Consider the following 26262-nt stretch of genomic DNA (forward strand, 5'->3'; position numbering starts at 1 on the left):
CGGTGCCAGCTGGCACCGGGCCTCCCGTCCGTCATGTGCCCAACGTGCACCCACTCGAACTGGGGGCTGTCCTGCGGAGCTGTCCACCCCAATACTTGGGCGGTCCTCACGTTCCACAGGAGTCGCATGTCCCGCCCCCAGCACCACCGTTCGCCCTCCGGGCGAAGCCGTTCCCTCCACCTTCCGGTCACCACCTGGGTGGGGATCGCCGGCACCGCCCTCCTGGCACTGATCGGCCTCGCGGCCGGGGGCTTCTGGTCGATGGTCCTGATGGTGTCGGTCGTGGTGCTGCTGACGGCGGTGTACGGGGCGCTCTTCCACCGGACCACCTGGCTGCGGCTCCCGAAGAAGCGCACGTCCGCCGCGATCGGCGCGGCGGTCGCCTTCGTCGTGCTGATCGGCTCCAGCTCGGCGTACGGCGCAGCGCACCCGGAGACGACTTCGGCACACACCACCGTCACCGCGTCGTCGTCGGCCGCTGCGCTCGCGAAGGCGGGGCCGTCCGCGAAGCCGCGGAAGACGGCCGCACCGACGCCGACTCCGACTCCGGTCGTCACGACGAAAACCGTCACCGAGACCCTCCCGATCCCCTTCGCGACGAGCACGGTGCAGAGCGCGTCGATGGCCAGCGGGACCTCGTCGGTCACGACTGTCGGTGCGAACGGCGTCGAGACGACGACCTGGACGGTGTCCTTCACCGACGGTGTGGAGACGAAGCGGACGCTCGCGAGCGACGTCACCACGACGCCGCCCGTGACGCAGGTCACGACCGTCGGGACCTACGTCGCACCACCGCCACCCGCCGCTCCAACTTGCACGAACGGGACCTACGTGAACACCGCCGGCAACACCGTCTGCCGCCCGGAGGTGTCGCCGAACGCCCCGAGCGGTGCGACCGCGAAGTGCGGCGACGGGACCTACAGCTTCAGTCAGTCCCGACGCGGCACCTGCTCGTCGCATGGGGGCGTCGCAGACTGGCTCTGAGCCGGGCGCGCCGGGTCCGGGGTGTCCCATCCCGTCGGCAACGCCAGCGCTCGGCCGGCCCCGGACGACGGCCTGCGGTCTTCCCAGTGGCCGACGGAGTCGATGAACCGCCGCGGGTCAGCGGCGATCCGCTCCCCCGTCCAGCGGGCCGCCGCGAGGTCCTGCTCGCGGAGGTACTCGGTCCCGACAGCCGCTGCGGCCTCGTCCTCGTCCTTCCAGGTGACCTCGAAGTCCGGTGCGATCAGCAGGTCGAGGTGCCAGTCGACCGCGACGACACCGTGCTGGTCCACCCGCTTCTCGGATTCGAGGTTCACGTACCAGCCGGTGAAGACCCCGTCGGCATCCCAGAAGTGCAGGACCTGCCAACGCTCGCGGTACGGGATCACCCGGAGCACGCTGCCGCCGCTCCACGTCCGACGGCCCGTCCCGAGCGCTTGCCGGAACCGGGCCTCCAGCGGGACCGTCCGGGGGTCGGCACCGTCGGACGTCGCCCAGTAGGCGATCTCCGACCCGACCGGCAACCACCCCACCAGCCGTTCGGGCGTGGACTCGACGAGTCGGATCGGGAAGGCCGCTTGCAGCCGACCGTCCGGGTAGCGGTACCGCAGGAGTGTCGTGCCCAGGTCCATGGACGCGAGCCTAGGAGGTCAGGTCCACGTGCGGCTCAGCGCGCGCGGTGTGCGTAGAGGTCCCGGAGCAGCGCGATCTCGGCGCCGTGGTGCAGGATCTCCTGGTTCTCCCACCACACCATGGACGGGAGCGTCTCCTCGGCGTCGCTGCCGTACGGGTAGCTGCTCAGACCGGTCCGGTCGTGATCGGACTCGTCGACCGACAGCAGCGCCCGACGCCAGGCGGCTGCGGCGTCGCGGAACTGCTCGATGGCTCCGGCAGCGTCCCCTCGTGACTCCCAGCGCGTGCGGTCGAACGTCCGGTCGCCCCCGAGGTGGCTCGCACGGCCGGCCAGGGTCTCGGAGAGGTGGTCGAGCCGCCAGGCGATCGTCGTGATCGGCGGCGGCCACGGGCTCTCGGGGGCACCGTCGCGTCCCCACTCCCCGGCGCCGATGAGCTTCACCGCACCCCGACCGGGACCGTCGGTGCGCCTGCGTACCGACCAGCACGCGTCCACCGGCTCCCAGCGGTACTCGTCGTCCGTCAGCGGCGGCACCTCGACCTCGCGGCCGTCACCCGAGTCGCTCGACGGCCCCGCCAGGCGCGTGAGGAGTCGCTCCGTCGCGAAGTCGTACTGTTCGAGCAGCGGCTCGAGACGCTGGTTCGTGGCCATGGCGTGGAGCCTACGGGTCCGCTCGCCCGGCAGGGCATGCTGGACGGCATGACGACCACGACGGAACTGCGAGCCCGCGTCCAGGACGACCTGACCCGCCTCGGCGAGCAGCACGGCGTCCCCGGCGCGGCGGTGGCGTTCTCGCTGGGGACCGATGTGGTCGAGGCGACCCACGGGGTCCTCAACACCCGGACGGGCACCCCGGTCACCCCTGACTCGCTCTTCCAGATCCAGTCCATCACGAAGGTGTTCACGGCGACGCTCGTGATGCAGCTCGTCGACGACGGGCTCGTCGCGCTCGACGAACCCGTCCGCTCGTCCCTGCCGGAGTTCCGGACCGCCGACGAGGCAGCCAGCGCGAAGATCACCGTCCGGCACCTCCTGACCCACACCGGGGGCTTCGAGGGAGACCTCTGGCAGCCCACCACCTCGGGCCCCGACGCGCTCGACCGGTTCGTCCGCGACCTCGTGAGCCAGGCCGCGCAGCACAGCGCGCCGGGCGAACGGTGGTCGTACTGCAACGCGGGCTACGGCACCCTCGGACGGTTGGTCGAGACCACGCGCGGGCTGCCGTACGAGCAGGCGCTCCGGCGGCACCTGCTCGAGCCGCTGGGCATCGAGCAGGTGGCGTTCTCCGCGAGCCAGGCCCTGGCGTACAGCACCGCGATCGGCCACGTCCACCGGACGGACACCGGTCCGGACGCCGACTCGGACGCCGTCTCCGACACCGGATCGCACACCGACGAGCTCGGACCGTCCCGGGAGTGGGCCCTCATGCCGCCGTCGAACCCGGCCGCCGGCAACCAGCTCGCCATGTCCGCGCGCGGCCTCCTCGCCCTGGGGCAGCTCTTCCTGTCCCACGGGGTGACCCCGACCGGTCAGCGGCTGCTCTCGGAGACCTCGGTCGCGATGATGCTCCGTCCCGAGGTGCCACTCCGGGGTGTCGGTTCCGTGCCGTCGTACCAGTCGCTGGGCTGGGCCCTGCTCCGGCCGGGCGTCGCCGAGCACGGCGGCGGAGCCCCCGGTGTGGCCACCCAGTTGGCCATCGCACCCGACCGGTCGGTGGTCGCCGCCGTCGTCACCAACGCGGACGTCGGCGGGCGGCTCGCGCGTGACCTGCTGGACCCGTTGTTCGCCGAGTTCGCCGACATCGCTCCGGCAACGACTGCGCCCGTGCCGAGCCCCGCACGCCGCGTCGCCGACGCGACGCCGTACACCGGTCGCTACGCCACCAGGCAGACCGAGTCCGAGGTCACCCACGATGCAGACGGACGGCTCTGGCTCGCCGAGGAACCGGTGCGCGAGGGCGCTGCCATGTACCGCACGGCCGGGGCGTCGCCGACTGCCACGAGGAACGAGCTCCGCCCGATCGAGCGGGACACCTTCGGGATCATCGGCGCCGACGGCGCGCTCAGCGGCACGGTCGACTTCGTCGACCCCGACCGCCACGGCCGGTTCCGGCTCCTCGCCAAGGGTCGGGTGGCCATGCGGCGGTCCTGACCGCGGCATGGCACCGCATCCGGACAGGAGGCTCGGGTCGCGCCTGGCAGGCTGGTCCGGTGCACATCACCCTGGACTCCACGACCGACGTCGTCACCGACATCCGCTTCCCCGAGGGGAACCGCTGGCACGACGGTCGGCTCTGGTACTCGGACATGCACACCGGCGAGGTCTTCTCGATCGATCCGGCATCGGACGCCGGCCCGCGTCTCGAGACCACGGTCGACGGGCAGTCCTCGGGGCTCGGGTGGCTCGCCGACGGTCGCCTGATCGTCAGCTCGATGGAGTCCCGCACCGTCGTGGCGGTCGCAGCTGACGGAGCCACGTCGGTGTTCGCCGACCTGTCCGGGGTCGAGTCGTCGCTCCTCAACGACCTGGTCGTCGACACCGAGACCGGACGGACCTACATCGGCGCCTTCGGCTACGACCTGTACGGCGGCGAGGAGCTCCGCCCCGGACCGCTCTACGTCATCGACCAGGACGGCTCCTCCCGCCTCGCCGCCGAGGGCCTGGTGTTCCCGAACAGCGCGAACGTGCTCCCCGGCACCCGCACACTCGTCGTCAGCGAGACCTGGGGTGGCCGCCTCACCGCGTTCGACATCGCAGCCGATGGGTCGCTGTCCGGGCGGCGCGAGTGGGCGGCGCTGCCGGAGGGCGTGACGCCGGACGGCAGCACCGTCGACAGCGCGGGCGCGATCTGGGTCTGCTCGGTCGACACCGGGGAGTTCCTCCGGGTCGTCGAGGGCGGCGAGGTCACGGACCGCATCGATGCGCCCGGGCGGTGCGCGATCGACTGCGCGCTCGGCGGGCCCGACGGACGGACGCTCTACCTGGCGACGGCGGACAGCTACGACCCGGGAACGACGGCGCAGACCCGAGCCGGGCGCATCAGCGCGGTGCGGGTGGCGGTCCCCGGCGCCTGACCCCGGCGCGAGGCGTCGCGCCGGCGCGAACGCCGGCGGGGGCTAGACCGGGGCCAACGGCGTCCGCTCGCCGACCGGCAGCTCGACCCGCACGGTGTCGCCCGCGCGCGCCGTGCCGCCGGCCACCACGACCCCCATCACCCCGCCCTTGCGCTCGACCGCCCCGTCCTCCGCGCGGCCGAGGACCGCGCGCAGCAGCCCGGGCTCGAACCCGTTGATCTGCTGGCACGGGTTCCGCAGCCCCGTGACACGCACGCACGCTTCGGCTCCGATGTGCAGCAAGGCCCCGGTCGGCAGGCCGAGCAGGTCGATGCCGCGCGTCGTGATGTTCTCGCCCATCTGCCCCGGCGCGACCTCGAACCCGGCGTCCGCCACCTCGTCGAACAGCTCGGCGTGCAGCAGGTGCACCTGCCGCAGGTTCGGTTGCGACGGGTCACGCGCGACTCGGGACCGGTGCTGCACGGTCGTCCCGGCGTGCGCGTCGCCGTCGATGCCCCACCCCGCGATGAGGACGACGTGGTCGACCACCGGCTTGCTGAACCGGTGGGTGCCGTCCCTGCTCACCGCGACGACGCTGGGCTGGTCCGCTGATTCCGTGTTCACGACACCAGCGTCGCCGATCGGCCGCATCAGGACCAGCATGCGCACGGACACGCGTCGTACGGATCGCGCCAACCGACCCGCAATCGGCGAATCGTTGCGCAAGCCATTCGACAAGCCGCGCGACGATATCGAATGCGCACGATTCCACCGGAAACTAGCAACATTCCGTCCGTCGCTTTTCCCTAGGCTCGTGACGAGCACGATCCCCGCCGCACCGCAGCGGCCGACCCGATGACGGGAGGTTCGACATGTCGCAGTTCGTCCAGAGGTTCACGCAGGACGCCATCGTCGGAGAGCCCGAGGTCGTCGAGGACCGCCTGGACGTGCGCGATGTCGCCGAACTCCCCGCGTGGCGGCGTCTGAAGGACGCCGTCGAGTCGTTCCGTGCGTTGCAGACGGAGAACGGCTCGATACCGGACCGATCGGCCCACCCGGCCGCGTCCGCACACCTGGCCACGATCCTCCCGGCCGTTGCCGAACTGGCACCGCACTTTCCGCACGATGCGGCGTACCTCGCTGCGTTGCAGCGCGATTTCGCGCAGTGGGAAACGCAGGGATTCGGTGTTCCCGACTTCCTCGATTCGCTGAACGCCTTCCAACCGCAACAGCACCGTGTCGACGGACTCGGCCACCTCGTGGTGTTCCCGATGGTCACGCAGAACGGCAGTTCCTCGCGCCTGGTCGAGGCCGTCCTGGTCGAGGTCATCTGGCCGGAGTTCATCGCGGAACTCGAAGCCGGCGACTACGGCAACACGCTGTTCGTCGCACTGCGCTTCGTCGATTTCACCCCGGGCTACGACACGAACTCCGCGGTGCTGTTCCCCGAGACCGTCGCGATGCGGGAGATCCCGGCATTCACATGGGGTGCGATCTTCCAGGACCGCGAAGCCGCTCGGTACCGCCGGGTGGTCCGCGCCGCAGCCGAGATCACCAAGCTCGAACTCCCCGACGAAGCCGCGGCGATGCTCGACGATCAAGAACTCTCGGAGCGGGTCTTCGTGATGTGGGACATCATCCACGACCGCTCCCACATGCGCGGCGATCTGCCGTTCGACCCGTTCATGATCAAGCAGCGGATGCCGTTCTTCCTCTACTCGCTGGAAGAGCTGCGCTGTGACCTCACCGCATTCCGCGAGTCGGTGCGCCTGGAGCGCGAACTGTCGGCGAGACCGGACGAGGAACTGTCGGACGCGGATCGGGCAATTCGTGACCACGCCCGGCTGGTGCAGTACGCCGTCGTCTTCGACCGCATCTTCCGCTTCGCCATCACCGGCAGCCGCGTCCGGAACTACGACGGGCTCGGCGGTCAACTGCTGTTCGCGTGGATGCACCAGCACGACGTCCTGCACTGGACGGACACGCAACTCACCATCGACTGGGCGGAGGTGCCGGACGTGATCATCGCACTCAGCGACCAGATCAACGAGCTGTACCGACGCTCGATCGACCGGCCGAAATCGGCGCACTGGCTCGCCGCGTACGAGATGCTGACCCGCACGCTCACCCCGCACCCGGCTTCGAGATGGGCCCGCGGCCTTCCGGAGGAAACGCTCGCCGGAATGCCGAAGGGATACACCGACGCGGTGCTGGACGACGAGTTCCCGCTCTCGATGTTCTACGAGGCGCTCAACAAGAAGATGGCTGCGGTCATCGCGTCGACGGCCGGCATCACCGGCATCTCGTCGCCGGACGATTCCGCTCCCGCAGAGGAAGCCGCCGCGTGACCGACGGTGTGGCCGGCCGCCTGGTGCTGATCGCGGGAGCGACCAGTGCCAGCGGCGCGGCGGTCGCGCGGGCACTCACCGCCGCCGGTGCGGCCGTCGTCGCGGTCGGCACCAGATCCGACGCACTGGAGGCCCTGCACGCCTCCGTCCCGGGCGTCACCACCCACACGTGCGACCTCTCGGACCTCGGCGCGGTCACCGCGCTGGCGTCCGCCGTCCACACGCAGGGCCGCCTCGACGGACTGATCCACCTGGTCGGCGGCTGGCGCGGCGGCGGTGGCATCGCCGGCCAGTCCGACGAGGACTGGGACTTCTTCGACCGCGGCTTCCGCACCCTCCGGAACACGACCAGGGTCTTCCACGACGACCTCGTCGCATCCCCGGCCGGGCGGCTCGCGATCGTCTCGTCCACCGCGGTCGACTCCCCGACCGCCGGCGGTGCGAACTACGCCGCCGCGAAGGCCGCAGCCGACGCCTGGGTCCGTGCCGTGGCCCAGGGCTTCCGGAAGGACGCGCCGGAGACCGCTGCTGCCGCGATCTTCGTCGTCCGCGCGCTCGCCGGCCTGGAGGACCAGCTCGGCGACGCGGTGGTCCGGCTCTGGTCGGCCGCGCCAGCCGATGTGAACGGCGCCCGCATCCCCCTCTCCCCGTCGACCGGCCCCCTGTCGACCCGCTCCCTAGGATGAACCAGTGACCCTCCAACTCCACGACCTGGACCTGCGGGGCTTCGCCTCCGACAACTACGCCGGCGTCCACCCCGAGATCCTCGACGCGATCGCCGCGGCCAACCAGGGCCACCAGATCGCATACGGCGAGGACGTCTACACGGCGCGACTCAACGAGGTCATCCACGAACACTTCGGGACCCAGGCCCAGGCGTTCCCGGTGTTCAACGGCACCGGCGCGAACGTCGTCGGGCTGCAGTCGATGGTGCCGCGATGGGGCGCCGTCGTGTGCACCTCGACCGCGCACATCCACACCGACGAGGCCGGAGCCCCCGAGCGTGTCGGCGGCCTGAAGCTGCTCACCGTCGACGCGCCGGACGGCAAGCTCACGCCCGACCTGATCGACAAGGAGGCGTGGGGTTGGGGCGACGAGCACCGCGCCCAGCCGCTCGTCGTGTCGATCACCCAGACCACCGAGCTCGGCACGGCCTACACCGTGGAGGAGATCCGGGCGATCGCGGACCACATCCACCCGCTCGGCATGACGCTGCACATGGACGGCGCCCGCATCTCGAACGCCGCCGCGACGCTCGGTCTCCCGCTCCGCGACTTCACCACCGACGCCGGCGTCGACGTCCTGAGCTTCGGCGGGACGAAGAACGGCATGCTCTACGGCGAAGCGATCGTCGTGCTGAACCCCGCCGCGTCGGAGGGCCTGCACTACCTCCGCAAGATGAACATGCAGCTCTCGTCGAAGATGCGGTTCGTGTCGGCGCAGCTCATCGCGCTGCTGACCGACGACCTCTACCTCCGCTCCGCTTCGCACGCGAACGCCATGGCGCAGCGGCTCCGCGGCGCGCTCGAGGCCGGGATCGCCGACGGCAGCATCCAGGGCGTCGCGTTCAGCCAGGAGACCCAGGCGAACGGGGTGTTCGCGACGCTGCCCGCCGGGGTGGCCGATCGGCTGCGGGAGCACTTCCGGTTCTACGACTGGGACGCATCGCGGAACGAGGTGCGGTGGATGTGCTCGTTCGACACGTCGGAGCAGGACATCGACGCATTCGTGGCGGCGTTGGCGCGGGAGCTCGTCCCGGCCTGACCCAACGTATGATCTCGTGTGATCTCCGAGCACCCCGTACCCAGTGGCATCGCCGCCGAGGACCTCATCGTCACGCTCCGCGTCCTCGAGCAGATGACCGAGATCGAGGAGACGCACCCCGACTTCGTGCGCGTTCGCCAGGCGACGGCGAAGATGTTCAAGGCCGTGAAGCGTGCACACCGGCTCGAGAAGCGAGCGGTCATCGCCGAGGCCGACCGCCTGGTGATCGCCGCCACCGCGACCGGCGCGGCGGATCGCATCGACGACGAGACCCGCGGCGTCCCGATCAGCAGCTCCACAGCTGCCTCCACCGCCGGCACCCTGCTGAAGTCACGCCCGTGCTACATGTGCAAACAGCACTACACGGTCGTCGACGCGTTCTACCACCAGCTCTGCCCCTCGTGCGCTGCGATGAGCCACGCCAAGCGTGACGCCCGGACCGACCTGACGGGCAAGCGGGCGCTGCTCACCGGCGGTCGCGCGAAGATCGGCATGTACATCGCGCTCCGACTGCTGCGCGACGGCGCCCACACCACCATCACGACGCGCTTCCCCCGGGACGCGGTGCGCCGGTTCACGAGCCTGCCCGACTCCGCGGACTGGATCTCGCGTCTCAAGGTGGTCGGCATCGACCTGCGCGACCCCGCACAGGTCATCGGCCTCGCCGAGGACGTCGCCGCAGCCGGCCCCCTCGACATCCTGATCAACAACGCCACCCAGACCGTGCGCCGGTCCCCCGGCGCGTACCAGCCCCTCGTCGACGCCGAACTCGCGCCGCTCCCCGACGGGTCGCTCCCCGAGCTCGTGACCTTCGGACACACGAACGACCAGCACCCGCAGGCACTCGCCCGCTCGGTCACGGCGCACCCCATCCTCGCCGCCGCCGCCGCACGCGCCGACGAACTCACCGAGCAGGCCATGGCCCCGGGTTCGAGCTCACTCGAACGGCTCGCGATGGGCACCGCGATCGACGCCGGTGGTCTCGTGCCCGACCTGCACGACGTGAACTCCTGGACGCAGCACGTCAACGAGGTCGACCCCCTCGAGATGCTCGAGGTCCAGCTGGCCAACACCACGGCACCGTTCATCCTGATCTCGAAGCTCCGCCCCGCGATGGCGGCGAGCGCCGCGCCCCGCACCTACGTCGTGAACGTGAGCGCCATGGAGGGGGTCTTCGGCCGCGCCTACAAGGGGCCGGGGCACCCCCACACGAACATGGCGAAGGCGGCGGTCAACATGCTCACGCGCACGAGTGCGCAGGAGATGTTCGAGACCGACCGCATCCTGATGACGAGCGTCGACACCGGGTGGATCACCGACGAGCGACCCCACCCGACGAAGGTCCGCCTGGCGGAGGAGGGCTTCCACGCGCCGCTCGACCTCGTCGACGGGGCCGCCCGGGTCTACGACCCGATCGTGCGCGGCGAAGCGGGCGACGACCTGTTCGGCGTCTTCATGAAGGACTACAAGCCCAGCTCGTGGTGAGCAGCGGTCGCGAGCGAGACGCGGTCGCGCCGAAGCAGCGATGTCCTCACCCGAGCGGCTCGACGCCGTACCCGCTGACCACTGCCCGCAGCTCTTCGAGGTACGTCTGCGCCTGCACGGTGAGCGGGACCGAAGCGTGGGCGATCCACCCGATCTCGATGCGCTCGTCGACGTCGAGGGGGATGGCGACGATCTCAGGGTCGAGGTCGTCGCTGATGAGCCCGGTCGAGATCGTGTACCCGCCGAGGCCGATCATGAGGTTGAAGATCGTCGCCCGGTCCGAGACGCGGATCTCCCGCTTGCTGGACATCGTCGACAGGATCTCCTCGGACAGGTAGAAGGAGTTGTTCGCGCCCTGGTCGAAGGTCAGCCGAGGCAGGTCCGCGAGGTCGGCGAGGGTCGCCCGCTTCCGTGACGCGAGCGGGTTCCGCCGGGCCACGAAGATGTGCGGCTCCGCGACGAACAGCGGTGTGAACATGACCCCGGCGTCCCGCAGCAGCTTCCCGAGGACCTGCCGGTTGAAGTCGTTGCGGTAGAGGATGCCGACCTCGCTCCGCAGCGTGCGCACGTCCTCGATGATGTCCCACGTGCGCGTCTCACGGAGCGAGAACTCGTACTCGTCCGCCGCCGCTCCTTCGACCATCCGGACGAATGCCTCCACCGCGAACGAGTAGTGCTGCGCGGACACCCCGAGCAGACGACGCGACGGCTGCCCTCCGACGTACCGCTGCTCGAGGAGGGAGACCTGCTCGACCACCTGTCGGGCGTACCCGAGGAACTCGACACCGTCGACGGTGAGGACGACACCCCGCGCCGAACGCACGAAGAGCGCCCGGCCGATCCGAGCCTCCAGGTCCTTCATCGCTGCGGACAGCGTCGGCTGCGCGACGTACAGGAGATCGGCGGCCGCGCTGATCGAGCCCTCTGTCGCGACCTCGATGAAGTAGCGGAGCTGCTGCAGGGTGATGTCGTTCGAGACGCGGGCCATAGGCGGAGGCTATACCAGCGCATAGCGTCTGGGGATTACCCGATGGCCCCTGATTCCCGGCATCATCGAGGTACCCCCTTCCCCAGTGCTCACGGGCGCTCGACGTACGGATTGCCGACCATGGCGAACGACCTCACCTTCAGCATCACCAGGACCCGCTTCGACGAGGACTACTCGCCCGCGGACAGCTCCCGGCTGACCACGAACTTCGCCAACCTGGCGCGCGGCGAGCACCGTCAGCAGAACCTCCGCAGCGCGCTCGCCATGATCGACCGTCGCTGCAACGACCTGGCGGTGGGCAATCCGGACGGCGACCGCTACCGCACCGAGCTCGACATCGTCTCGGTCACGGCGCACTTCGTCGACGGAAGCGAGGACGGTGAGTTCCCCCTGCTCGAGATGCTCGACGTCGCGATCCTCGATCAGCACACCGGGGAACGCCGCCAGGGCATCCTGGGCAACAACTTCTCGTCGTACCTCCGCGACTACGACTTCGCGGTCCTGCTGCCGTCGCTCGACAAGAGCGCCGGCCTCCCTTCCGACTTCGGGCACCTGCACGGGCAGCTCTTCCAGCGCTTCCTGGAGTCGGACGCCTTCCGCTCGAACTTCGACCTGGAGCCCGTCGTCTGCATCAGCGTCTCGACGAGCCAGACCTACCGGCAGTCCGAGTACGTCCACCCGGTCCTCGGCGCCGAGTACCTGCACGAGCACTCCTCGCTCACCGACGACTACTTCGGTCGGATGGGGATGCAGGTGCGTTACTTCATGCCTGCCGGCGGGAAGGCGCCTCTGGCGTTCTACACGCGCGGCGACCTGGTCAGCGACTACTCGGACCTGGCGCTCATCGGCACGATCAGCACCATGGAGACCTTCCAGCGGATCTACCGGCCGGAGATCTACAACGCGAACACGGCCGCGCCGAGCACCTATCGCCCGAGCCTTGCGCACACCGACTACTCCACGCCCGATGTCTCCTACGACCGCGAGGAACGGAGCCGCCTCGCGATCACCCAGGGCCGCTACACCGAGGAGCACCTCGTGAAGCCGCACCGGGCATTGCTCGAGCGGTGGGCCGCCGCCGGCGCCGCCGTCCCTTCGCTCTGACCGACACCCCACTCGACAGGAATCCCATCCGCATGAGCACTCTCCTGCCCACTTCGATCGTCGGCAGCCTGCCGAAACCGTCCTGGCTCGCCGAGCCCGAGAAGCTCTGGTCCCCCTGGCAGCTGGAAGGCGCAGCGCTCACCGAGGGCAAGCAGGACGCACTCCGGGCGGCCGTCCACGAGCAGGAGCGGCACGGCATCGACATCGTCAGCGACGGCGAGCAGACCCGCCAGCACTTCGTCACGACGTTCATCGAGCACCTGGACGGCGTCGACCTCGAGCGCAAGGAAACCGTCCGGATCCGTGACCGGTACGACGCGGCCGTCCCCACCGTCGTCGGTGCCGTGAGCCGCCGGGCGCCGGTGTTCGTGGAGGACGCTGCATTCCTCCGCGCGCAGACCGACCGCCCGATCAAGTGGGCGCTCCCCGGCCCGATGACGATGATCGACACCCTCTCCGACCAGCACTACAAGAGCCGCGAGAAGCTGGCGTGGGAGTTCGCCACGATCCTGAACCAGGAGGCACGCGAACTCGAAGCCGCCGGCGTCGACATCATCCAGTTCGACGAGCCCGCCTTCACCGTCTTCCACGACGAGGTGCAGGACTGGGGCGTGGCCGCGCTCGAACGTGCTGCGGAGGGCCTCCGCGCCGAGACCGCTGTGCACATCTGTTACGGCTACGGCATCGAGGCGAACAACAACTGGAAGGCAACGCTCGGGGCGGAGTGGCGCCAGTACGAGCAGTCGTTCCCGCTGCTGCAGCAGTCGTCGATCGACATCGTCTCGCTGGAGTGCATCCACTCCCACGTGCCGCTCGAGCTCGTCGAGCTCATCCGCGGGAAGAAGGTCATGCTCGGGGCGATCGACGTCGCGACCGAGACCGTGGAGACGCCGGAGGAAGTGGCGGAGGTGCTGCGTCGTGCGCTCGAGTTCGTCGATGCGGACAAGCTCATCCCGAGTTCGAACTGCGGGATGGCTCCGCTGGCGCGGGGTGCTGCGCTGGACAAGCTCGGCGCGCTGTCCGCTGGAGCGGACATCGTGCGGGCGGAGCTCGTCGGCGCCGCAGTCCCGTCTGCGAACTAACTGCTGCGACACACCACGGCGGCTCTCTTCCGGAAGGAGGAGAGCCGCCGTTCGCGTTGCGTCCGCCCCGTGCGCGGCTCTCGATCCGGCCTGGAGGCGCGGCTTCCGTCCGGCCGACAGGTCGCGTTGGTACTGGTGTCACCTCCCACCGCCCCGCTCGTGCCGCACGTCCTGCTGGATGAGCGCCGTGGCGATCTTGTCTGCCGCGTGCGGCGCCTTCGCGAGCGCGTGAACCGCGGCGGTGACTCTTCACGCGTTGGCGATGACCGCGCCTGCCGCCCGCACCACGCCGTTGATCCAGACCGATGCGCCTTCCCGCTGCCAGCTCACCGTGCGGGAGTGCCCAGCGCCGGGCTCGAGCGCCCAGTCGGCGTAGCGGCAAAGATCGGCACGGGTCGGCGAACAGGCGGTTGCGCATCATTGCCGGAAGCCGAGGCAATCCCGAGGTGTGGTGGATGAGATCACCAACAGTCATCTCGGCATCGGGGACGCTGGGGAGGTAGTGCGCGACCGGCCGCTCGATTTTTGAGCAGGCGCCCGGTTGACGATCCGTTTCCGGACGCCGGGGGGCTACAAGCCTTTCCGCCTGTTCGTTTCCCAGTAGCCGAGCACCACGTCGTCCTCAGCCGGCAACTCGCGTTCGACGAGTTCAAGGAGGCGCTGCCCCTGAAGCTCGTGCACGCGTGCAGCAGCTTCAGTCGGCCAGTCCGCCTCGATGGCGTAGTTGTCGTTGAAGTCATTTGCCCAGGTCGAGCTGCGGTTGGTGCGGAATTGGTCCCGGAGCAGATCCGTGATGACCTGACACGGTCCTTCCCGAACCGGTCGGAGATGCACGTGTCGCACGAGACGATCTACCAGTCCCTGTTCGTGCAGGGCCGCGGGCACCTGCGGCTGACCTCCACAAACATCTCCGCACCGGCCGCGCCATCCGGCGCCACCGAGGTGAACCCCGGCGGGCGTCGTGGTCGAAGATCCGCGACATGATCCTGATCAGCGAACGCCCCGCCGAAGCCGACGACCGGGCCGTTCCCGGTCACTGGGAAGGGGACCTCATCGTCGGCACGAACGCGCGCAGTGCCAACGGCACTCTCGTCGAACGCACCACCCGCTACGTGATGCTGCTGCACCTACCCAACGGGCACAGCGCCGACGCCGTCCGCGACGCGATGATCCCCACCATCCAGACCCTGCCCGAGCATCTGCGTCGGTCGTTGACGTGGGATCAGGGCACCGAGCTTGCCCGGCACAAGGACATCACCCTCGCCACGGACCTCGCGATCTACTTCTGCGACCCCCACAAGCCCTGGCAGCGCGGCTCGAACGAGAACACCAACGGCCTGCTCCGGCAGTACTTCCCGAAATCCACCGACCTCACCATCCACAGCCCGGAACGGCTTCTCGAAGTCGCTGCCGAACTCAACGGACGACCCCGCAAAACGCTCGCTACCGGACCCCGGCAGAAGTATTCGAGCAGCTACTCTCGGACCCGAAACAACCGCCCGTTGCAACGACCCCTTGAAACCGCCATCGGCTATCGGACACGCAAAGAGCCCCAGGTAGCGAGAGGTGTTGCCTGGCGCTCGGATGCCGGCGGTGCCGGCTGCGCGTCAGCTCGAGAAGCCGGAGAACGTGGGGCGGACCTTGACACGCATCGGCTGCTCGGCGAGCAGCTCGATCACCTCGTCGTGGTTGGCGTCGATGACCGGGTTCGCGAAGTGGCGCTCGAAGGAGGCGTCGTCCTTGTAGAACTCGAATGCCCAGAGGGTGTCGAGGTCCTCGTCGTCGCGGCAGAGCACCCAGTCGGTGGGGCCGTCGGGGTCGCCGGTGAAGTGCAGATCGTTGGTGAGCTGGAACAGGCGGTCACCCTTGCCGGGCCTGGCCTTGAACTTGAGTACGGTGCCGGGCTGGCTGGGGTTGAGCGGCATGACGTTACTTCTTTCGAGCGCGGGAGGGGTGGGAGCTACTCGGCGTCCCCGGGCAGGACCGGGATCGCGGAGTAGGGGTGCGCTTCGATGCGTACCGGCGGCTCGGCGAGGAGGTCGATGATCTCGTCGCGGAGTTCGTCGGCCATCGGGCTGTTCTCGTAGCCGTCCTTCGCCTCGACGGAGCGGAAGACCTCGATGTTCCAGAGCACGTCCGGGTCGTTGTCCTCGCGCAGCATGATGAACCGGTCCGAGGAGCCGGACTTCTCCATGCCGACCGTTGCGAGATCGAACAGGCGATCTGCCATGCCGGGCTTGGCGCGCATCTTGATGATGTACGAGGGCTGGTCCTTGAAGGCCATGGTGGCTTCCTTCCGTTGTTGGAACCGTGTTCCAGAAGTATGGAACGCAGTTCCAACGTGTGTCAAGATGGTTCCGTGACTAATGTGCGACCGCGCCTTGAGCGCAGGTCTGATGCGTTGACGAAGGCCCGGATCGTTGGCGCTGCGATCGCGATCCTCGATGCCGGCGGAGCCGACGCGTTGACGTTCCGTGCCCTCGGCGCCAGCCTGTCGACCGGCGCCGGCGCGCTGTACCACCACGTCGCGAACAAGGGCGAACTGCTCTCAACCGCAGCGGCCGACATGATGACCGAGGTTCTCGCGGACGCGGGAAGTGCGGACCCGGCCGCGAGCATTCGCGCGGTGACCGCCGGGGTCTTTGACGCGATCACCGCCCACCCGTGGTTGGGGTCACAGCTGGTCGCAGCACCCTGGCAGCCGGCCGTGCTGCAGCTCTTCGATCGCATCGGCTCCGAGGTCACCGCCCTCGGCGTGCCCGAGGCGGCGCAGTTCGATGCCGCGTCCGCCCTCGTGCACCACGTCCTGGGCGTCTCGAGCCAGTACGACGCCGGCCAACACCTTGACCAGGCCGAAGCTGATCGACCCGGGTTCATCGCGTCGTCGGCGTCGCCGCTGGTCGGGCCCGACAGCGGCCGGTACCCGTTCCTGGTGCGGATCGAGCAGCAGCTCGTCGAGCATGACGACCGTCAGCAGTTCCACGCGGGGATCGAGATCATCCTGTCCGGCATCGCGGCGCTGCGTGGTGGATAGTCGGCTGACCGGGTTGGCAAGAAGACTCAGAGGGTGACGTCCTGATGGAGGCGCTGATCGCGTGGAGCGGCTTCCTGGGCGCGTGGCTCCTGGTCGCGGGGCCGCTGTACCAGGGTGTCCTCGAGCTCCGCGAGGAAGGCACCGACCAGACCGGTGCAGACCCCTCCTCGCCGGTAGCACCGCCCCGCCTCCGTCGCCGCAGTGGTTCCTGCCCCCGGTGATACTGCTTCTCCGCCGCCGCCGAAGTGTCGCGTACCACCGCACGATCCTCGCGGTGCTGACGCCCCAGCAGCGCGAACACCGCGAACGCTTCATCCACAAAGCAACCGGCTGGTTCGTCGTTGCCGTCGGCGGGTCGTTCATCGCGGTCAAGGAGACGTGGGAACTCGCCGAGCACAACGAGTGGCACCCCGCCGTGTTCGTGATGATGCTCGTCGTCATGCTCGCGCTCGTCGGAGGGAACACCGTCTGGCAAGCCAGCCGCTGGTCCCGCGGAACGGGTCCCCACGAGGCCGAGCGGCAGTCTCGCTAGCCCATCGGCTACCGAGACGGGATTGCGTTGGGGCTGAACCGAGCGCGAAGAGCGGCGATCGCTTCTGGCCGTACGCCCGCACGGTCCAACCATTCAGCGTCGACGACGTCAATGGCAGCGGCGATCGCGGCGTACGCGGTGATGCCGTGGTCGCGGAGCGCGTTCTCGAGCATCTGAACCGAGCGCGGGTCCTGCGCTTCAAGATTCCGGGAGCTCAGGAGGTAATCCTCAGCGATCGCCTCTGGCCGGACGCCGCCGAAAGTGAGGAGGAGTAAGGCGACGATACCCGTCCGATCATGCCCCCGACCGCAGTGGAATAGCACGGGACCATCGGCCAGCGCCAGGGCGTTGATCGCGTCGCCGTACAGGCGCGGCCACCGCTGCAGAGCGTCCGCGAAGTACAAGGGGGTGCCCCAGAGCCCGGTCCGCGCCCACTTCCCCATGAACTCCTGATCCGTAGCGTCCTCCACCGGCAGACGGAGAACCTCGACGGCGAGGTCATGAGGTAGTTCGATCGGCCGATTCGATCGCAGCGCAGCTTCGCCGTCGAGGCCCGCGGTTTCGAGTGAAGCGATGGTGTGGATGCCGTAGTCGGCGAGCTGCCCCCAGCCTTCAGGCGTCAGGTGCAGCGGATGGTCCGACCGTACGTAAACGCCAGGTGGGGTTCTACCGCCTGCCTGTAGGGGCAGGCCTCCGAGGTCCCGAGCGTTGTGTAGCCCATCCCACTGCAACCGCATGCGTACTCCTTGTGATTTCTCAATGACTAGTCGTTGACGATACTCAAGGAGTGGCGACAGGGGAAGTAGTGTGGCGTCGTGTCCGAGCGTCGTCCCGCAACTCACCTGGAAGCGAAGGCTCTCTCGCATCCCCTTCGGGTGCGTCTTCTCACGCTGCTCACTGGCCAAGCTGCAGGGATCAGTGAGCTGGCGCGTCGTACTGGCATGAACCCCGGCACGGTGTTGCATCATCTCCGAGTGCTGGTCGACGCAGGGCTGGTCGAGGCCGGCCTCGCGCGACCCGGCCTGCGAAACTCTCGTGAGGTGCCGTATCGCGCGACGGGGCGGACGGTCGAGATCAGTTTCCGGGAGGAGTCCGACTCTGGTGCGTCAGTGAGCGAAGCGATCCTGGAGGGTGCGCTGGCCTCGTACTACGCAGCCCCGGTCGCCGATCGGTTCGGGGAATCGGTTGCGACGATGCGGCTGTCCGCTGCTCGGCAGGAGCAGTTCCAACGAGAGCTTCGGGACCTGGTCAGTCGGTTCAACGATGAGGAAGGCGCCGCCGTCGAGATGCTCGTAGCCTTCCACCGCGCCGGTAGCGACGCCGTGACCAACTAGCTTCTCTCGCCAATTGCGAACGTCCGGTGGCCGATCCTCCAGCGTTCCCTAGTGGACTCGGCCTCCTCGTGGGAGCTTGGGACGATGCAGCACAACGACGTAACGCTCACCTGGCGATGCTCCGATCCAAGTCGGCCACGAGTAGCTCGGGAACGAGCGAGGGTTCAAGGGCTTCCATCACGCGACCATCGTCGCAGCCCTCACCCTGCGGGCAGTCCCGGTAGCGGATCCTCTACCGGGCGGCGCCCGGTAGGAACGACCGCTGCTTCCCCTATAGCCTCGTTGGCGTGAGCATCTCCGACTTCCACGTCGAGCCCAGAACCGGGTCGCGCTTCGGAGTGGTCGTGCTTGGAATCGCGAGCGCAATCGCCGGAGTTCTCGCGATCATCGGGTGGCCGTTGCCTGTCATCTCGTCGACACATGGCCGAGGTCAGCATGCTTGGGCACGGACCATCCGTGGAGTCCAAGACTGGTTTGCGCACGACGGCTGGCGGATGTCTGGCGCATCGTGGATCTACGGTGCTTTCGCGGTCGTCGCCGCGGCCGCCGTGGTCGTTCTGCTTCATCCTGCTTGGAGCGGCCGCCGCGCCTTGCTCATCGTCGTCGTGCCGGCCGGCGCGTTACTCGTGCTGGGCCCCGCACTGCAATGGGCTCTCGGGCTGCCTTGGTCAAACTACGGAAGCGGGTCGGCCGGCGGCACGGCGATTGGCATCGTTGCGACGGTTGTGTGCGGCGCCGTACTCATGGCCTTCCGTCGGGCAGTGAGACGAAGGGCCCGACGCGACAAAGCTCAGGGGACGCTCGTTCACTGACTTGGTGAGCCAGCGGGCGGCCTCCCAGGGAGAGGTGCGAGCTGTCGCCCCGACGCGTCTCGTAAGCCGATCGGCTGTCGAAGCGCGCCATCGGGCCGCACGCTCACCTCGATAAGCCGCTGGCTGCCCTGTGAGAATGAGCCATGCCAGTTTCCCTCCGACCGTGGTCACGTAGCGATGGGCCGGCGCTCCTCGCCGCCCGTTGGTCGAGCCCGGACCTGGACACGCAATTCACCGGAGCGGACCTTTCAGACGAAGCGCAGGCTGCCGACTACATCGGCAATTTCCTGCCGTTCAGTGACACGGCGAAGAACTGGGCCGTCATCGAGGACGGCATCGCCGTCGGGAACGTCGGACTCTCCGCGATTGAAACGCGGCACCAAACAGCGTGGGCTTACTACTGGCTGGCAGGAGGAGCTCGCGGGCGCGGCTACGCATCGCGGGCGCTGCAGGCCGTCGCTGACTGGGCCTTCGATGCGGGGCTGTTCCGACTCGAGCTCGGGCATCGAGTGAACAACCCGGCCTCGTGCAGAGTCGCCACAGCAGCTGGCTTCCTGAAGGAAGGAACTGAGCGCCAGAAGCTGCGATACGGCACTGAGCGCTTCGATGTCGAAACCCACGCACGCCTCGCAAGCGACCCTCACACGACCACAAGCGCTCTCGCATTTGAAACCGCCCGCTGAAGGATCGCCTACCGGACGCGTCTGGCGCAGCGTGCACCGACCAGCAATCGGCTGGACATGGCAGTCTCGAGGCATGGGGTGGATGAAGCAGGTGCCGACGTGGATAGCGGGCGTCATCATGGCCGTCATGTTTGCCGGCGCATGGTTCGGAGCGACCTTCATTACGACGCCGGAACTAGGCGTCGGACCTCGAGCGCTTCTGTCCATCATCGTCGGCGCGTTCTACGGAATCTTCATGGGGATCTGGGTCGGCCGGACACGACGTGCTCATGGGCGGGTAGGGCGGCGCCCCGAGTTCAGCAAGGCGGTCCGTTGGGGCACCGTTCCATCGAACGTTGACATCGCCGATTGGCGGCGAGCATTGCAATCTCGCCAACAGCAGTACCGGCCGCTCCGATGGTTGGCGCCGGTGTTCTACCTGCCGATGACGGCTCTCGCCATCTGGCTCGCCGTCACCGGCGAACCGCTTTTCTGGTTCGGTGCAGCGTTCTTCATCGCGATCTTCGTCATCACCGTCGTGACCACGCCGCGGGTGCTCCGCAACACGACGACGATGCTCACCGAGCTCGATCGACGCGAAGAAACGCAGCACTTCACGCAGTGACGGAAGGTCGTCGTAGCCGCCGATGCGGTGAGCGCGTACCACTGGACTTCGCGGACGGCGCGACGTCCCGCTGGCGGTACCCCGAAGTGGGAGTGGCGACAGAGGGCTGGCTCACGCGACGGTGTGTCATCTGTAACTGGAAGGCAATCATGGAACCGTCGATCGACTTCGAAGCAAACAAGCGGTACTTCCGTGGACCGGGGTGCGCAATCGTGCTCGCCGTCCTTCTAGCGCTCATCGGGGTATTCACGCTCTCGAGCTCCTGGGCCGCGGCCCTTGTTCTGATCGGGAGTGCAGCGATCGCAGGTGTCGTCCATTTCAAGCTGCGATCCAACGATCCGAGCTCCGTGGACGCTTCGCTCGAGTCGGTCGCGAGCAAGGCACGAGCAACTGCCGAAGCCCGATTCGGAGTACTCCAGCACCACGCTGCGCCGCTCGAAGTCGTCGGATTCACGCGAACCCGGACCACGACAGGGCCACTCGTTCAGCTCAAGGAGCAGGGCGGCCGTATGCGCACCAATTGGGTCGGTGGTTTTATCGCCCACTTCAGTGCGAAGCAGGTGCACATATTCACCACGGAAACCTGTATCACGACGCCTATGCAGACCGAGAAGACAGTCGAGTTCTTCTATGAAGACGTCGTCTCACTATCGACGGAAAGCGACCAGCACGGTACACGCCTGTCTCTGACGGTGAAAGACGGCAGCCGCTACGACGCGCCCATCGCTGACGAGGCGGCAGTAGACCGCGAGCTTGCCGCCGCACGTGATCTGATCCGACAGCGCCGGGCCTGACTCGCGTTCCGTGCGTCCGTCCCGCTGACCGATCGTCTGTCGGGACGGCACCCGTCCTGATTGACTCGCCCTATGTCCGCTCGGAGTCTCACCGTGCTCGGTGTCGTTGTGATCGCGATCGCGCTGCTTGTGTGGATCAGCAACCCGACGATTCACGGGGCGAGTTTCGTCGTGCTGATCGTCGCGCTCATCGCCGGGCTTGCCTGCGTCTTGCTGGGAATCACGCGGCGATCACGAGGTTGACCCTCGTCTGCGCTGAAACCCGTCCCGCCAGGGAATCTGTTAGCGAGCACGTCGCGCGAGTGTTCCAACTCCTTGCACGATGAGGACGGCTCCGACGACCGTCATGAGAGCTTCAACTATCCATACGGGTGCGCTCTGCGTGAATGGGTCGAGAACAACGCGATGCCCGGCGGGGCCAAGTTGAGGCGCCAGGATGAAGCCCATCACGATGAACAGGGCTCCGGCGACGATTTCGGCCACCGGGTGCGGCACCTCGAAGAACTTGCGCTTCACGCTCACGCGCTCAGTCAATCACTCTCCGAGCGGCATTGAGAGGTGTCCCGTAAGCCGGTGGCTCAAAGAGCGCCGCCCCGCCCCGCCCGACTCGGCCCGGTAGAGGATCCCTAATCGGGCCGCGCGATCGGCAGACGTCACGAAAGGATCTACCCCGGCCGAAGAGCGGCCGCCGCTGGTCGACGCTGCACTCGAATCTGACCGCCGCATGGCACCCTGTTGACATCCGACGAACGAACCAGTTGAGGAGCCCTGATGGCGTCCCGCACCCGACGCGCACCACTGAGCGACCGCGGTGCGCTGTGGAACCTCGCCCTCATCTGGGTGGTCATCGTCGTCGGACTGCTCACGGCGATCGGCTGCGTCGGGTACATCCTCAACGAGAGCCTCATCTCGTACAACACGTGCGGCGCCCGCACCGTGACCTGCGGTGATGCCGGCTGGTACAGCAGCATGGGCCTCACCTTCTTCGGCGGCTTCGCTGCCGTCATCACCGGGGGCGCGTTCGGCATCCGCCGCCACTACCGAGCCAGCGGCGTCTGGTACCCGCTCGCCGGCCTCGGCGGCGCACTCCTGCTGACCGCGGCCGGCGTCGTCCTCCTCAAGACTCTCACCCGCACGTAGGGCCTCCGACCTCGCCGCTTCGCAAGCCACGACTGAACAGCCGCGGTCTCGGTCTCCATGAGCCATCCGCTACCGGGACTGCCCGCAGGGTGAGGGCTGCGACGATGGTTCGGTGACGGAAGCCCTTGAACCCTCGCTCGTTCCCGAGCTACTCGTGGCCGACTTGGATCGGAGCGTCGAGTTCTGGTGCAACTTGTGCGGCTTCGACGTCGCCTACTCGCGCCCTGAGGAACGCTTCGCGTACATCACGCTCGGTTCTGCGCACCTGATGCTCGAACAAGCAGGCGTGGGTCGCAATTGGATCACGGGACCTCTTGAGCGCCCGCTGGGCCGCGGGGTAAATCTCCAGATCACGGTGCCGGACTCTGAGCCGCTGGCGCAGGCGCTCGGACGCGCTGGCGTTGAGCTCTTCATGCGACCTGAGACGAAGTGGTACGGCATCGGAGACGAAGAGGCCGGCGTACATCAGTTCCTCGTTCAAGACCCTGACGGATACCTCGTGCGGTTCCAGTCGTCACTGGGGCGACGACCAACCGCTCTAGGGACCACACTCTGAGCGATAGCGTCTGCTGATGCGGAACGTCGAGGGCGAGTGTGCCTGGTGGAGTGATCAGGACGGGTGGGGTGCGCTCCGTTCGAACGACGTCGAGTCGGAGGTGTTCGCGCACTTCTCGAACCTGAGCATGGACGGGTACCACACGCTCCAGCCCGGGGATCGCGTTCGGTTCGACGTCGAGCCGTACCCACCGGGGCAGGACGGCTACTTCTTCCGCGCTCACGACGTCACCCCGATCTAGGCCGAGCAGGAACTCCGTCCGATTGCGGATCGCCCAACGGACGCCGGCGCGAGCTAGGTTGGCGCAATGGACGTCTTGAGCGCAAAGGTTCTGGGCTCGATCGCGCTCGCCTTCGGTCTGGTGTTCGTCGCGACGTCGATCATTCGCCTCACTCGGCCCGACCTCGACGTGCTCTTGGTGATCTTGAACACCGTGCTCGGCCTCTTCTGGCTCGGCGCTGGCGGCTGGTTGTGGCGCTTCGCGCTTCGGAAGGCGAAGCGCGGCCGGTAGAGGATCGCTAATCGGGCGCTCGAGAGCAGTACGTGGATCGCCTGGATGTGGTGAGCGCGCAGGCGCTGGCTACAGGCGCTTTCGTCTTCGGGCGCGCATCGGGATTGGTGGGATCCTTCCGGTATCAGGCGAATATCCGGCTGGTGACCGTTCGCGGTCGGCGATCTCAGAGCCTGGCCTCTGACATCGATCTGGAAGTAACGCCACATCGAAGTGCGCCTGCCCCGTTGTCCGGGGCAGGCGCACTTTTGTCTGTGCCAGCGTCAGCGAGTGCGGACCGTCAGGCGATCAAGTGTGATGGCGCCGTCCTGCACGAACACGCCGACGTGGCCAGCAGGGTAGTCGTAGAGGCGTGTGCTCAGCGCGACCGACCCGTCGATGATGGCAACACAGATTTCCCCGTCCAAGTGGACGTCGAGGTGATGTGCGCCGGGGGCGAGTTCCACTGGGCGCTCGAGCTCGACGGCGTGCGGGACATCACCAAGGATCTGCCATTGCTCGGCGCCAGTCGTGCCACGCGGCCACCGGTCCAGCACGAGCCGGTTCCGGTCAGGTTCGAGGCGGAGTGCGTAGCCCTCTTCGCCATCGTCGCTGGTGCGCAGGAGCACCCCGAATGACCTGGAGTCTGCTTCAAGCGTCAGGTCCACGGCTACGAGCGCCTCAGCGGGCAGTTCCGGCCCAACCCAAGATGCGTATCGGCTGGCTGCGCCAGCGCCGACGGTTGCTGCAGCGCCGTTGACCGGTTCGAGAAGCGCCGTGGCATCGACCTCTTCGGTGTACGCGGCTCTGACGCCGTCGGGAAGGTCGAACCGCAACGATCCGTCAGCGCGCTGGTGTGCTTGCAGTGTTGCCATGGTGCCGGCCCACTGCCATGGGCCGCCATCGCGCCGGTCTTCCTTCGAGGCGATCCACCCAACGAAGTACCGCTGGTTCCCGAGCGTAATCGTCTTTGCAGCGTAGAAGGCTCGGCCATCGACGGTGTCATCTGCCGGCGCGAGCCATGGGCCGTCCGGCGACTTTGCGATGCGGTAGCGGGTGCAGAATGCGTCGGAGAACTCGGAGTACACCAGGTACCACCACTCGCCCCACTGGAACACGTCCGGGCATTCCTGCGTGATGAAGCGGTGCGGTTCCCAGATCGGGTCGGCGTCTCGCCATGTGATGAGGTCATCGGATTCGAGGCGTGCAACGAGGCCGGAGCGCCGGTATGGCTCACCGAGTCGCCGCGTGGCGAGGAGCATCTGCCAGGGCCGGTCGGCAGCGGGGCGGAACACGAAGGGGTCTCGCCAGTCTTCGGGGGAGTAGCCGGCGAGTGCGGGGAAGTCCCAGTCGGGGTGCTTGGTCCAGTCGGTCAGGTCGCCGGAGGACGTTGCGTGGCTCACGACCTGCGCGTCTTTACCGTCGCCGTCGGATCCGGTCTTGATTCGGGGATTGTGCCCCGTGTAGAACAAGTGGAGCGTCCCCTCGTCGTCGTGAACGACGCTGCCGGTGTAGCAGTCGAAATCGCTTGCGTCGGGCCCCCCGGAGGGCAGCACGACGCCCTTGTCATCGAATGTCACGAAGTCGGTCGTCGTGACGGCCGCCCAAGGCATCCCCGTCGGACGTTCGAGCGGCGGAGCATCCGGCCGTTCGTCGAGCAGGTAGAACAGCCACGCTGTTCCGTCGTGTTCGACCGGGATGACGTCGCCGACGAAGCCGTTCGGAGGCTGGAAGTGGGTGCTGGACGGGAGAGTCACTCAGGTTCCTTCGGGTCGCGGCGCAGCGAGCGAGCTACGGGAGATGTATTCGCACGGCACAAGGTGTCGGCCGGGCTGTTCTGCTTCCGCCAGCAGCAGGGTTCCGGCTTCGAAACCCATCTGCTGATGCGGGAGAGCAACGGTAGTCAGCGGCGGATGCATCTGATCGGCGAGGTCGGGCTGGTCGTCGAAGCCGACAATGCTGATGTCCTCTGGGCAGCGCATCCCCAGGGACTGCGCGGCCATCAACGCGCCGACCGCCATCCGGTCGTTCCCGCAGATGATCGCCGTTGGACACGCGCCTGCATCCGCGAGGACCTCTATCGCGAGGTCGTAGCCTGATCCCACCTGGAACGTGCCGAACGCGATGTGGATGCGCTCTGGTGCGATGCTCGCGTCTGCGGCGGCGCACTGGAGTCCGCGTTTTCGTTCCTGACAGGCGTAGTCGTCCTCGGGGCCGCCGAGGAAGGCGACATCGGCGTGGCCGGCTGCGAACACGGCGGCGGCGACGTCGTAGCCGCCCTGGTACTCGTCGGCGAGCACCGTCACCGCAGGCGTTTCACCGGGCGGAAAGCAGTTGACGAAGACCGTCGGAACAGCGTCGAGCCCATCGACCGGAATGACGTACTCGGGGCCGGGTGCCGCGTAGACCAGGCCGGCGACCCCCTGCTGGACGAGATTCTCGACGGCCGCCTTGCCGCCATCGGTCGTCTGCGCCGTCTCCACCACGAAGCAGACGTATCCAGCCTCCTGCACGGCTTGCTGGACACCCAGCACGATGTGGCCGGCGTAGGGCTGCGAGACGAGCCGGTCGGCGATCACGCCGACCGTGTAGGACCGGTTCGACCGCAACGACTGTGCTGCACGGTTCGGCTGGAAGTTCAGCTCCCTCGCGGCCTCGAGGACGCGGGTGCGCGTCTCGGCTGCGATGGACACATCGCGGCGGTCGTTCAACACGAACGACACCGTCGGTTGCGACACCCCAGCATGGCGCGCAACGTCCTTCATGGTGACGCGTTGTGGCTGCGTTGTCTGCTTGCGGCTCGCCATCGACCCTCCTCCGTTGCTCTCATCATGCCAGAACAAA

Annotated in this window: 32 protein-coding genes and 1 pseudogene; 22 read left to right on the top strand and 11 right to left on the bottom strand. The window is 67.9% G+C overall.

The features are described 5' to 3' along the window. Positions 1-126: 126 nt before the first annotated feature. Entirely contained in the window at positions 127-984 is an 858-nt protein-coding gene (locus tag EDF27_RS09035) for a DUF3761 domain-containing protein (protein WP_132048326.1), read from the top strand. Here the strand turns inward: EDF27_RS09035 and EDF27_RS09040 are convergent. Both EDF27_RS09040 and EDF27_RS09045 read right to left on the bottom strand, forming a co-directional pair. Continuing rightward, positions 930-1613 (bottom strand): DUF402 domain-containing protein, encoded by a 684-nt coding sequence (locus EDF27_RS09040; protein WP_132048328.1) that lies wholly within the window; start codon positions 1611-1613, stop codon positions 930-932. The genes EDF27_RS09035 and EDF27_RS09040 overlap by 55 nt on opposite strands. Before the next feature lie 35 nt (positions 1614-1648). Beyond that, positions 1649-2266 carry a DinB family protein gene (locus EDF27_RS09045; RefSeq protein ID WP_123701572.1) on the bottom strand — a complete coding sequence of 206 codons (618 nt, stop codon included), beginning with the start codon at positions 2264-2266 and terminating at the stop codon, positions 1649-1651. A gap of 48 nt (positions 2267-2314) precedes the next feature. On the opposite strand from EDF27_RS09045, the gene EDF27_RS09050 reads away from it, so the two are divergent. Together EDF27_RS09050 and EDF27_RS09055 are read left to right on the top strand one after the other, a co-directional pair. Continuing rightward, positions 2315-3766, top strand: coding sequence for a serine hydrolase domain-containing protein (locus EDF27_RS09050; protein WP_165931416.1), 1452 nt, complete (start codon positions 2315-2317; stop codon positions 3764-3766). 59 nt (positions 3767-3825) lie between these two features. Further along, positions 3826-4689, top strand: coding sequence for an SMP-30/gluconolactonase/LRE family protein (locus EDF27_RS09055; RefSeq protein WP_165931417.1), 864 nt, complete (start codon positions 3826-3828; stop codon positions 4687-4689). A gap of 42 nt (positions 4690-4731) precedes the next feature. Here EDF27_RS09055 and EDF27_RS09060 read toward each other — a convergent pair whose 3' ends face one another. After that, entirely contained in the window at positions 4732-5292 is a 561-nt protein-coding gene (locus EDF27_RS09060; RefSeq protein ID WP_243698269.1) for an MOSC domain-containing protein, read from the bottom strand. A gap of 248 nt (positions 5293-5540) precedes the next feature. On the opposite strand from EDF27_RS09060, the gene EDF27_RS09065 reads away from it, so the two are divergent. The 4 genes from EDF27_RS09065 to EDF27_RS09080 are packed head-to-tail and all read left to right on the top strand — an operon-like array spanning position 5541 to position 10265. Then, positions 5541-7016, top strand: coding sequence for a DUF6421 family protein (locus EDF27_RS09065; RefSeq protein ID WP_132048334.1), 1476 nt, complete (start codon positions 5541-5543; stop codon positions 7014-7016). Beyond that, on the top strand, positions 7013-7702 hold the full coding sequence (locus EDF27_RS09070; RefSeq protein WP_123655915.1) for an SDR family NAD(P)-dependent oxidoreductase: 690 nt from the start codon (positions 7013-7015) through the stop codon (positions 7700-7702). Before EDF27_RS09065 ends, EDF27_RS09070 begins: the two co-directional genes overlap by 4 nt. A 4-nt stretch (positions 7703-7706) precedes the next feature. After that, positions 7707-8780 (top strand): low specificity L-threonine aldolase, encoded by a 1074-nt coding sequence (locus tag EDF27_RS09075; RefSeq protein ID WP_132048336.1) that lies wholly within the window; start codon positions 7707-7709, stop codon positions 8778-8780. Positions 8781-8798: 18 nt separating this feature from the next. Beyond that, entirely contained in the window at positions 8799-10265 is a 1467-nt protein-coding gene (locus EDF27_RS09080; RefSeq protein WP_123655917.1) for an SDR family NAD(P)-dependent oxidoreductase, read from the top strand. A 46-nt stretch (positions 10266-10311) separates the two neighbouring features. Here EDF27_RS09080 and EDF27_RS09085 read toward each other — a convergent pair whose 3' ends face one another. After that, complete coding sequence (locus tag EDF27_RS09085) at positions 10312-11253, bottom strand: LysR family transcriptional regulator (protein ID WP_123701558.1); 942 nt, start codon at positions 11251-11253, stop codon at positions 10312-10314. Positions 11254-11373: 120 nt separating this feature from the next. Here EDF27_RS09085 and EDF27_RS09090 point away from each other — a divergent pair, with 120 nt between their 5' ends. Then, the gene (locus tag EDF27_RS09090) at positions 11374-12357 is read left to right on the top strand and encodes a putative oxygenase MesX (protein ID WP_132048338.1); all 984 of its coding nucleotides are present in this window, start codon (positions 11374-11376) and stop codon (positions 12355-12357) included. Between the two features lie 32 nt (positions 12358-12389). Next, positions 12390-13439, top strand: coding sequence for a methionine synthase (locus EDF27_RS09095; RefSeq protein WP_132048340.1), 1050 nt, complete (start codon positions 12390-12392; stop codon positions 13437-13439). Between the two features lie 570 nt (positions 13440-14009). Here EDF27_RS09095 and EDF27_RS09105 read toward each other — a convergent pair. Beyond that, complete coding sequence (locus EDF27_RS09105) at positions 14010-14273, bottom strand: hypothetical protein (protein ID WP_132048342.1); 264 nt, start codon at positions 14271-14273, stop codon at positions 14010-14012. Between EDF27_RS09105 and EDF27_RS20090 the strand changes: the two are divergent. Beyond that, a pseudogene (locus tag EDF27_RS20090) lies at positions 14265-14958 on the top strand (IS30 family transposase); the annotation flags it as partial. The gene EDF27_RS09105 and the pseudogene EDF27_RS20090 overlap by 9 nt on opposite strands. 88 nt (positions 14959-15046) lie before the next feature. On the opposite strand, the gene EDF27_RS20095 reads toward EDF27_RS20090, so the two are convergent. Together EDF27_RS20095 and EDF27_RS09120 are read right to left on the bottom strand one after the other, a co-directional pair. Further along, a complete protein-coding gene (locus EDF27_RS20095) occupies positions 15047-15364 on the bottom strand; it encodes an antibiotic biosynthesis monooxygenase (RefSeq protein WP_132048344.1) in 318 nt (105 codons plus the stop codon). Between the two features lie 35 nt (positions 15365-15399). Next, positions 15400-15723: a hypothetical protein gene (locus tag EDF27_RS09120; protein ID WP_132048346.1), complete on the bottom strand. Its 324-nt coding sequence runs from the start codon at positions 15721-15723 to the stop codon at positions 15400-15402. Positions 15724-15798: 75 nt separating this feature from the next. Here EDF27_RS09120 and EDF27_RS09125 point away from each other — a divergent pair, with 75 nt between their 5' ends. Both EDF27_RS09125 and EDF27_RS09130 read left to right on the top strand, forming a co-directional pair. Further along, on the top strand, positions 15799-16473 hold the full coding sequence (locus tag EDF27_RS09125) for a TetR/AcrR family transcriptional regulator C-terminal domain-containing protein (protein WP_207909590.1): 675 nt from the start codon (positions 15799-15801) through the stop codon (positions 16471-16473). A gap of 274 nt (positions 16474-16747) precedes the next feature. Further along, the gene (locus EDF27_RS09130; RefSeq protein ID WP_132048350.1) at positions 16748-17005 is read left to right on the top strand and encodes a hypothetical protein; all 258 of its coding nucleotides are present in this window, start codon (positions 16748-16750) and stop codon (positions 17003-17005) included. An 8-nt stretch (positions 17006-17013) separates the two neighbouring features. On the opposite strand, the gene EDF27_RS09135 is transcribed toward EDF27_RS09130, so the two are convergent. Beyond that, positions 17014-17742, bottom strand: coding sequence for a tyrosine-protein phosphatase (locus tag EDF27_RS09135; RefSeq protein ID WP_165931418.1), 729 nt, complete (start codon positions 17740-17742; stop codon positions 17014-17016). Between the two features lie 78 nt (positions 17743-17820). Between EDF27_RS09135 and EDF27_RS09140 the strand changes: the two genes are divergently transcribed. The 6 genes from EDF27_RS09140 (at position 17821) to EDF27_RS19660 (ending at position 21475) form a co-directional block, all read left to right on the top strand. Continuing rightward, positions 17821-18339 (top strand): helix-turn-helix domain-containing protein, encoded by a 519-nt coding sequence (locus EDF27_RS09140; RefSeq protein ID WP_132048354.1) that lies wholly within the window; start codon positions 17821-17823, stop codon positions 18337-18339. Positions 18340-18626: 287 nt separating this feature from the next. Continuing rightward, positions 18627-19151: a hypothetical protein gene (locus EDF27_RS09145; RefSeq protein ID WP_132048356.1), complete on the top strand. Its 525-nt coding sequence runs from the start codon at positions 18627-18629 to the stop codon at positions 19149-19151. 143 nt (positions 19152-19294) lie between these two features. Further along, positions 19295-19834: a GNAT family N-acetyltransferase gene (locus EDF27_RS09150; RefSeq protein WP_132048358.1), complete on the top strand. Its 540-nt coding sequence runs from the start codon at positions 19295-19297 to the stop codon at positions 19832-19834. A 73-nt stretch (positions 19835-19907) separates the two neighbouring features. After that, positions 19908-20438 (top strand): hypothetical protein, encoded by a 531-nt coding sequence (locus EDF27_RS09155; protein ID WP_123939416.1) that lies wholly within the window; start codon positions 19908-19910, stop codon positions 20436-20438. A gap of 149 nt (positions 20439-20587) precedes the next feature. After that, the gene (locus EDF27_RS09160) at positions 20588-21232 is read left to right on the top strand and encodes a hypothetical protein (RefSeq protein ID WP_132048363.1); all 645 of its coding nucleotides are present in this window, start codon (positions 20588-20590) and stop codon (positions 21230-21232) included. 93 nt (positions 21233-21325) lie between these two features. Continuing rightward, positions 21326-21475, top strand: a complete 150-nt coding sequence (locus EDF27_RS19660) for a hypothetical protein (protein ID WP_165931419.1) — start codon at positions 21326-21328, stop codon at positions 21473-21475. 39 nt (positions 21476-21514) lie between these two features. On the opposite strand, the gene EDF27_RS09165 is transcribed toward EDF27_RS19660, so the two are convergent. Beyond that, positions 21515-21754 carry a hypothetical protein gene (locus EDF27_RS09165; protein WP_132048365.1) on the bottom strand — a complete coding sequence of 80 codons (240 nt, stop codon included), beginning with the start codon at positions 21752-21754 and terminating at the stop codon, positions 21515-21517. Between the two features lie 249 nt (positions 21755-22003). Here EDF27_RS09165 and EDF27_RS09170 point away from each other — a divergent pair, with 249 nt between their 5' ends. The 4 genes from EDF27_RS09170 to EDF27_RS09185 all read left to right on the top strand — a co-directional run bounded on the left by EDF27_RS09170 (position 22004) and on the right by EDF27_RS09185 (position 23439). Beyond that, complete coding sequence (locus EDF27_RS09170; RefSeq protein WP_132048367.1) at positions 22004-22372, top strand: hypothetical protein; 369 nt, start codon at positions 22004-22006, stop codon at positions 22370-22372. Between the two features lie 112 nt (positions 22373-22484). Next, positions 22485-22928, top strand: coding sequence for a VOC family protein (locus tag EDF27_RS09175; protein WP_132048369.1), 444 nt, complete (start codon positions 22485-22487; stop codon positions 22926-22928). Between the two features lie 16 nt (positions 22929-22944). Then, the gene (locus tag EDF27_RS09180) at positions 22945-23169 is read left to right on the top strand and encodes a cold shock domain-containing protein (RefSeq protein ID WP_132048371.1); all 225 of its coding nucleotides are present in this window, start codon (positions 22945-22947) and stop codon (positions 23167-23169) included. A 66-nt stretch (positions 23170-23235) separates the two neighbouring features. After that, positions 23236-23439, top strand: coding sequence for a hypothetical protein (locus tag EDF27_RS09185; RefSeq protein WP_132048373.1), 204 nt, complete (start codon positions 23236-23238; stop codon positions 23437-23439). A 263-nt stretch (positions 23440-23702) separates the two neighbouring features. Here EDF27_RS09185 and EDF27_RS09190 read toward each other — a convergent pair whose 3' ends face one another. Both EDF27_RS09190 and EDF27_RS09195 read right to left on the bottom strand, forming a co-directional pair. Further along, positions 23703-25175: a glycoside hydrolase family 32 protein gene (locus EDF27_RS09190; protein ID WP_132048375.1), complete on the bottom strand. Its 1473-nt coding sequence runs from the start codon at positions 25173-25175 to the stop codon at positions 23703-23705. After that, the gene (locus EDF27_RS09195) at positions 25176-26225 is read right to left on the bottom strand and encodes a LacI family DNA-binding transcriptional regulator (RefSeq protein WP_132048377.1); all 1050 of its coding nucleotides are present in this window, start codon (positions 26223-26225) and stop codon (positions 25176-25178) included. Positions 26226-26262 lie beyond the last annotated feature (37 nt).

Source organism: Curtobacterium sp. PhB136, assembly GCF_004346855.1.
Taxonomy (GTDB): Bacteria; Actinomycetota; Actinomycetes; order Actinomycetales; family Microbacteriaceae; genus Curtobacterium.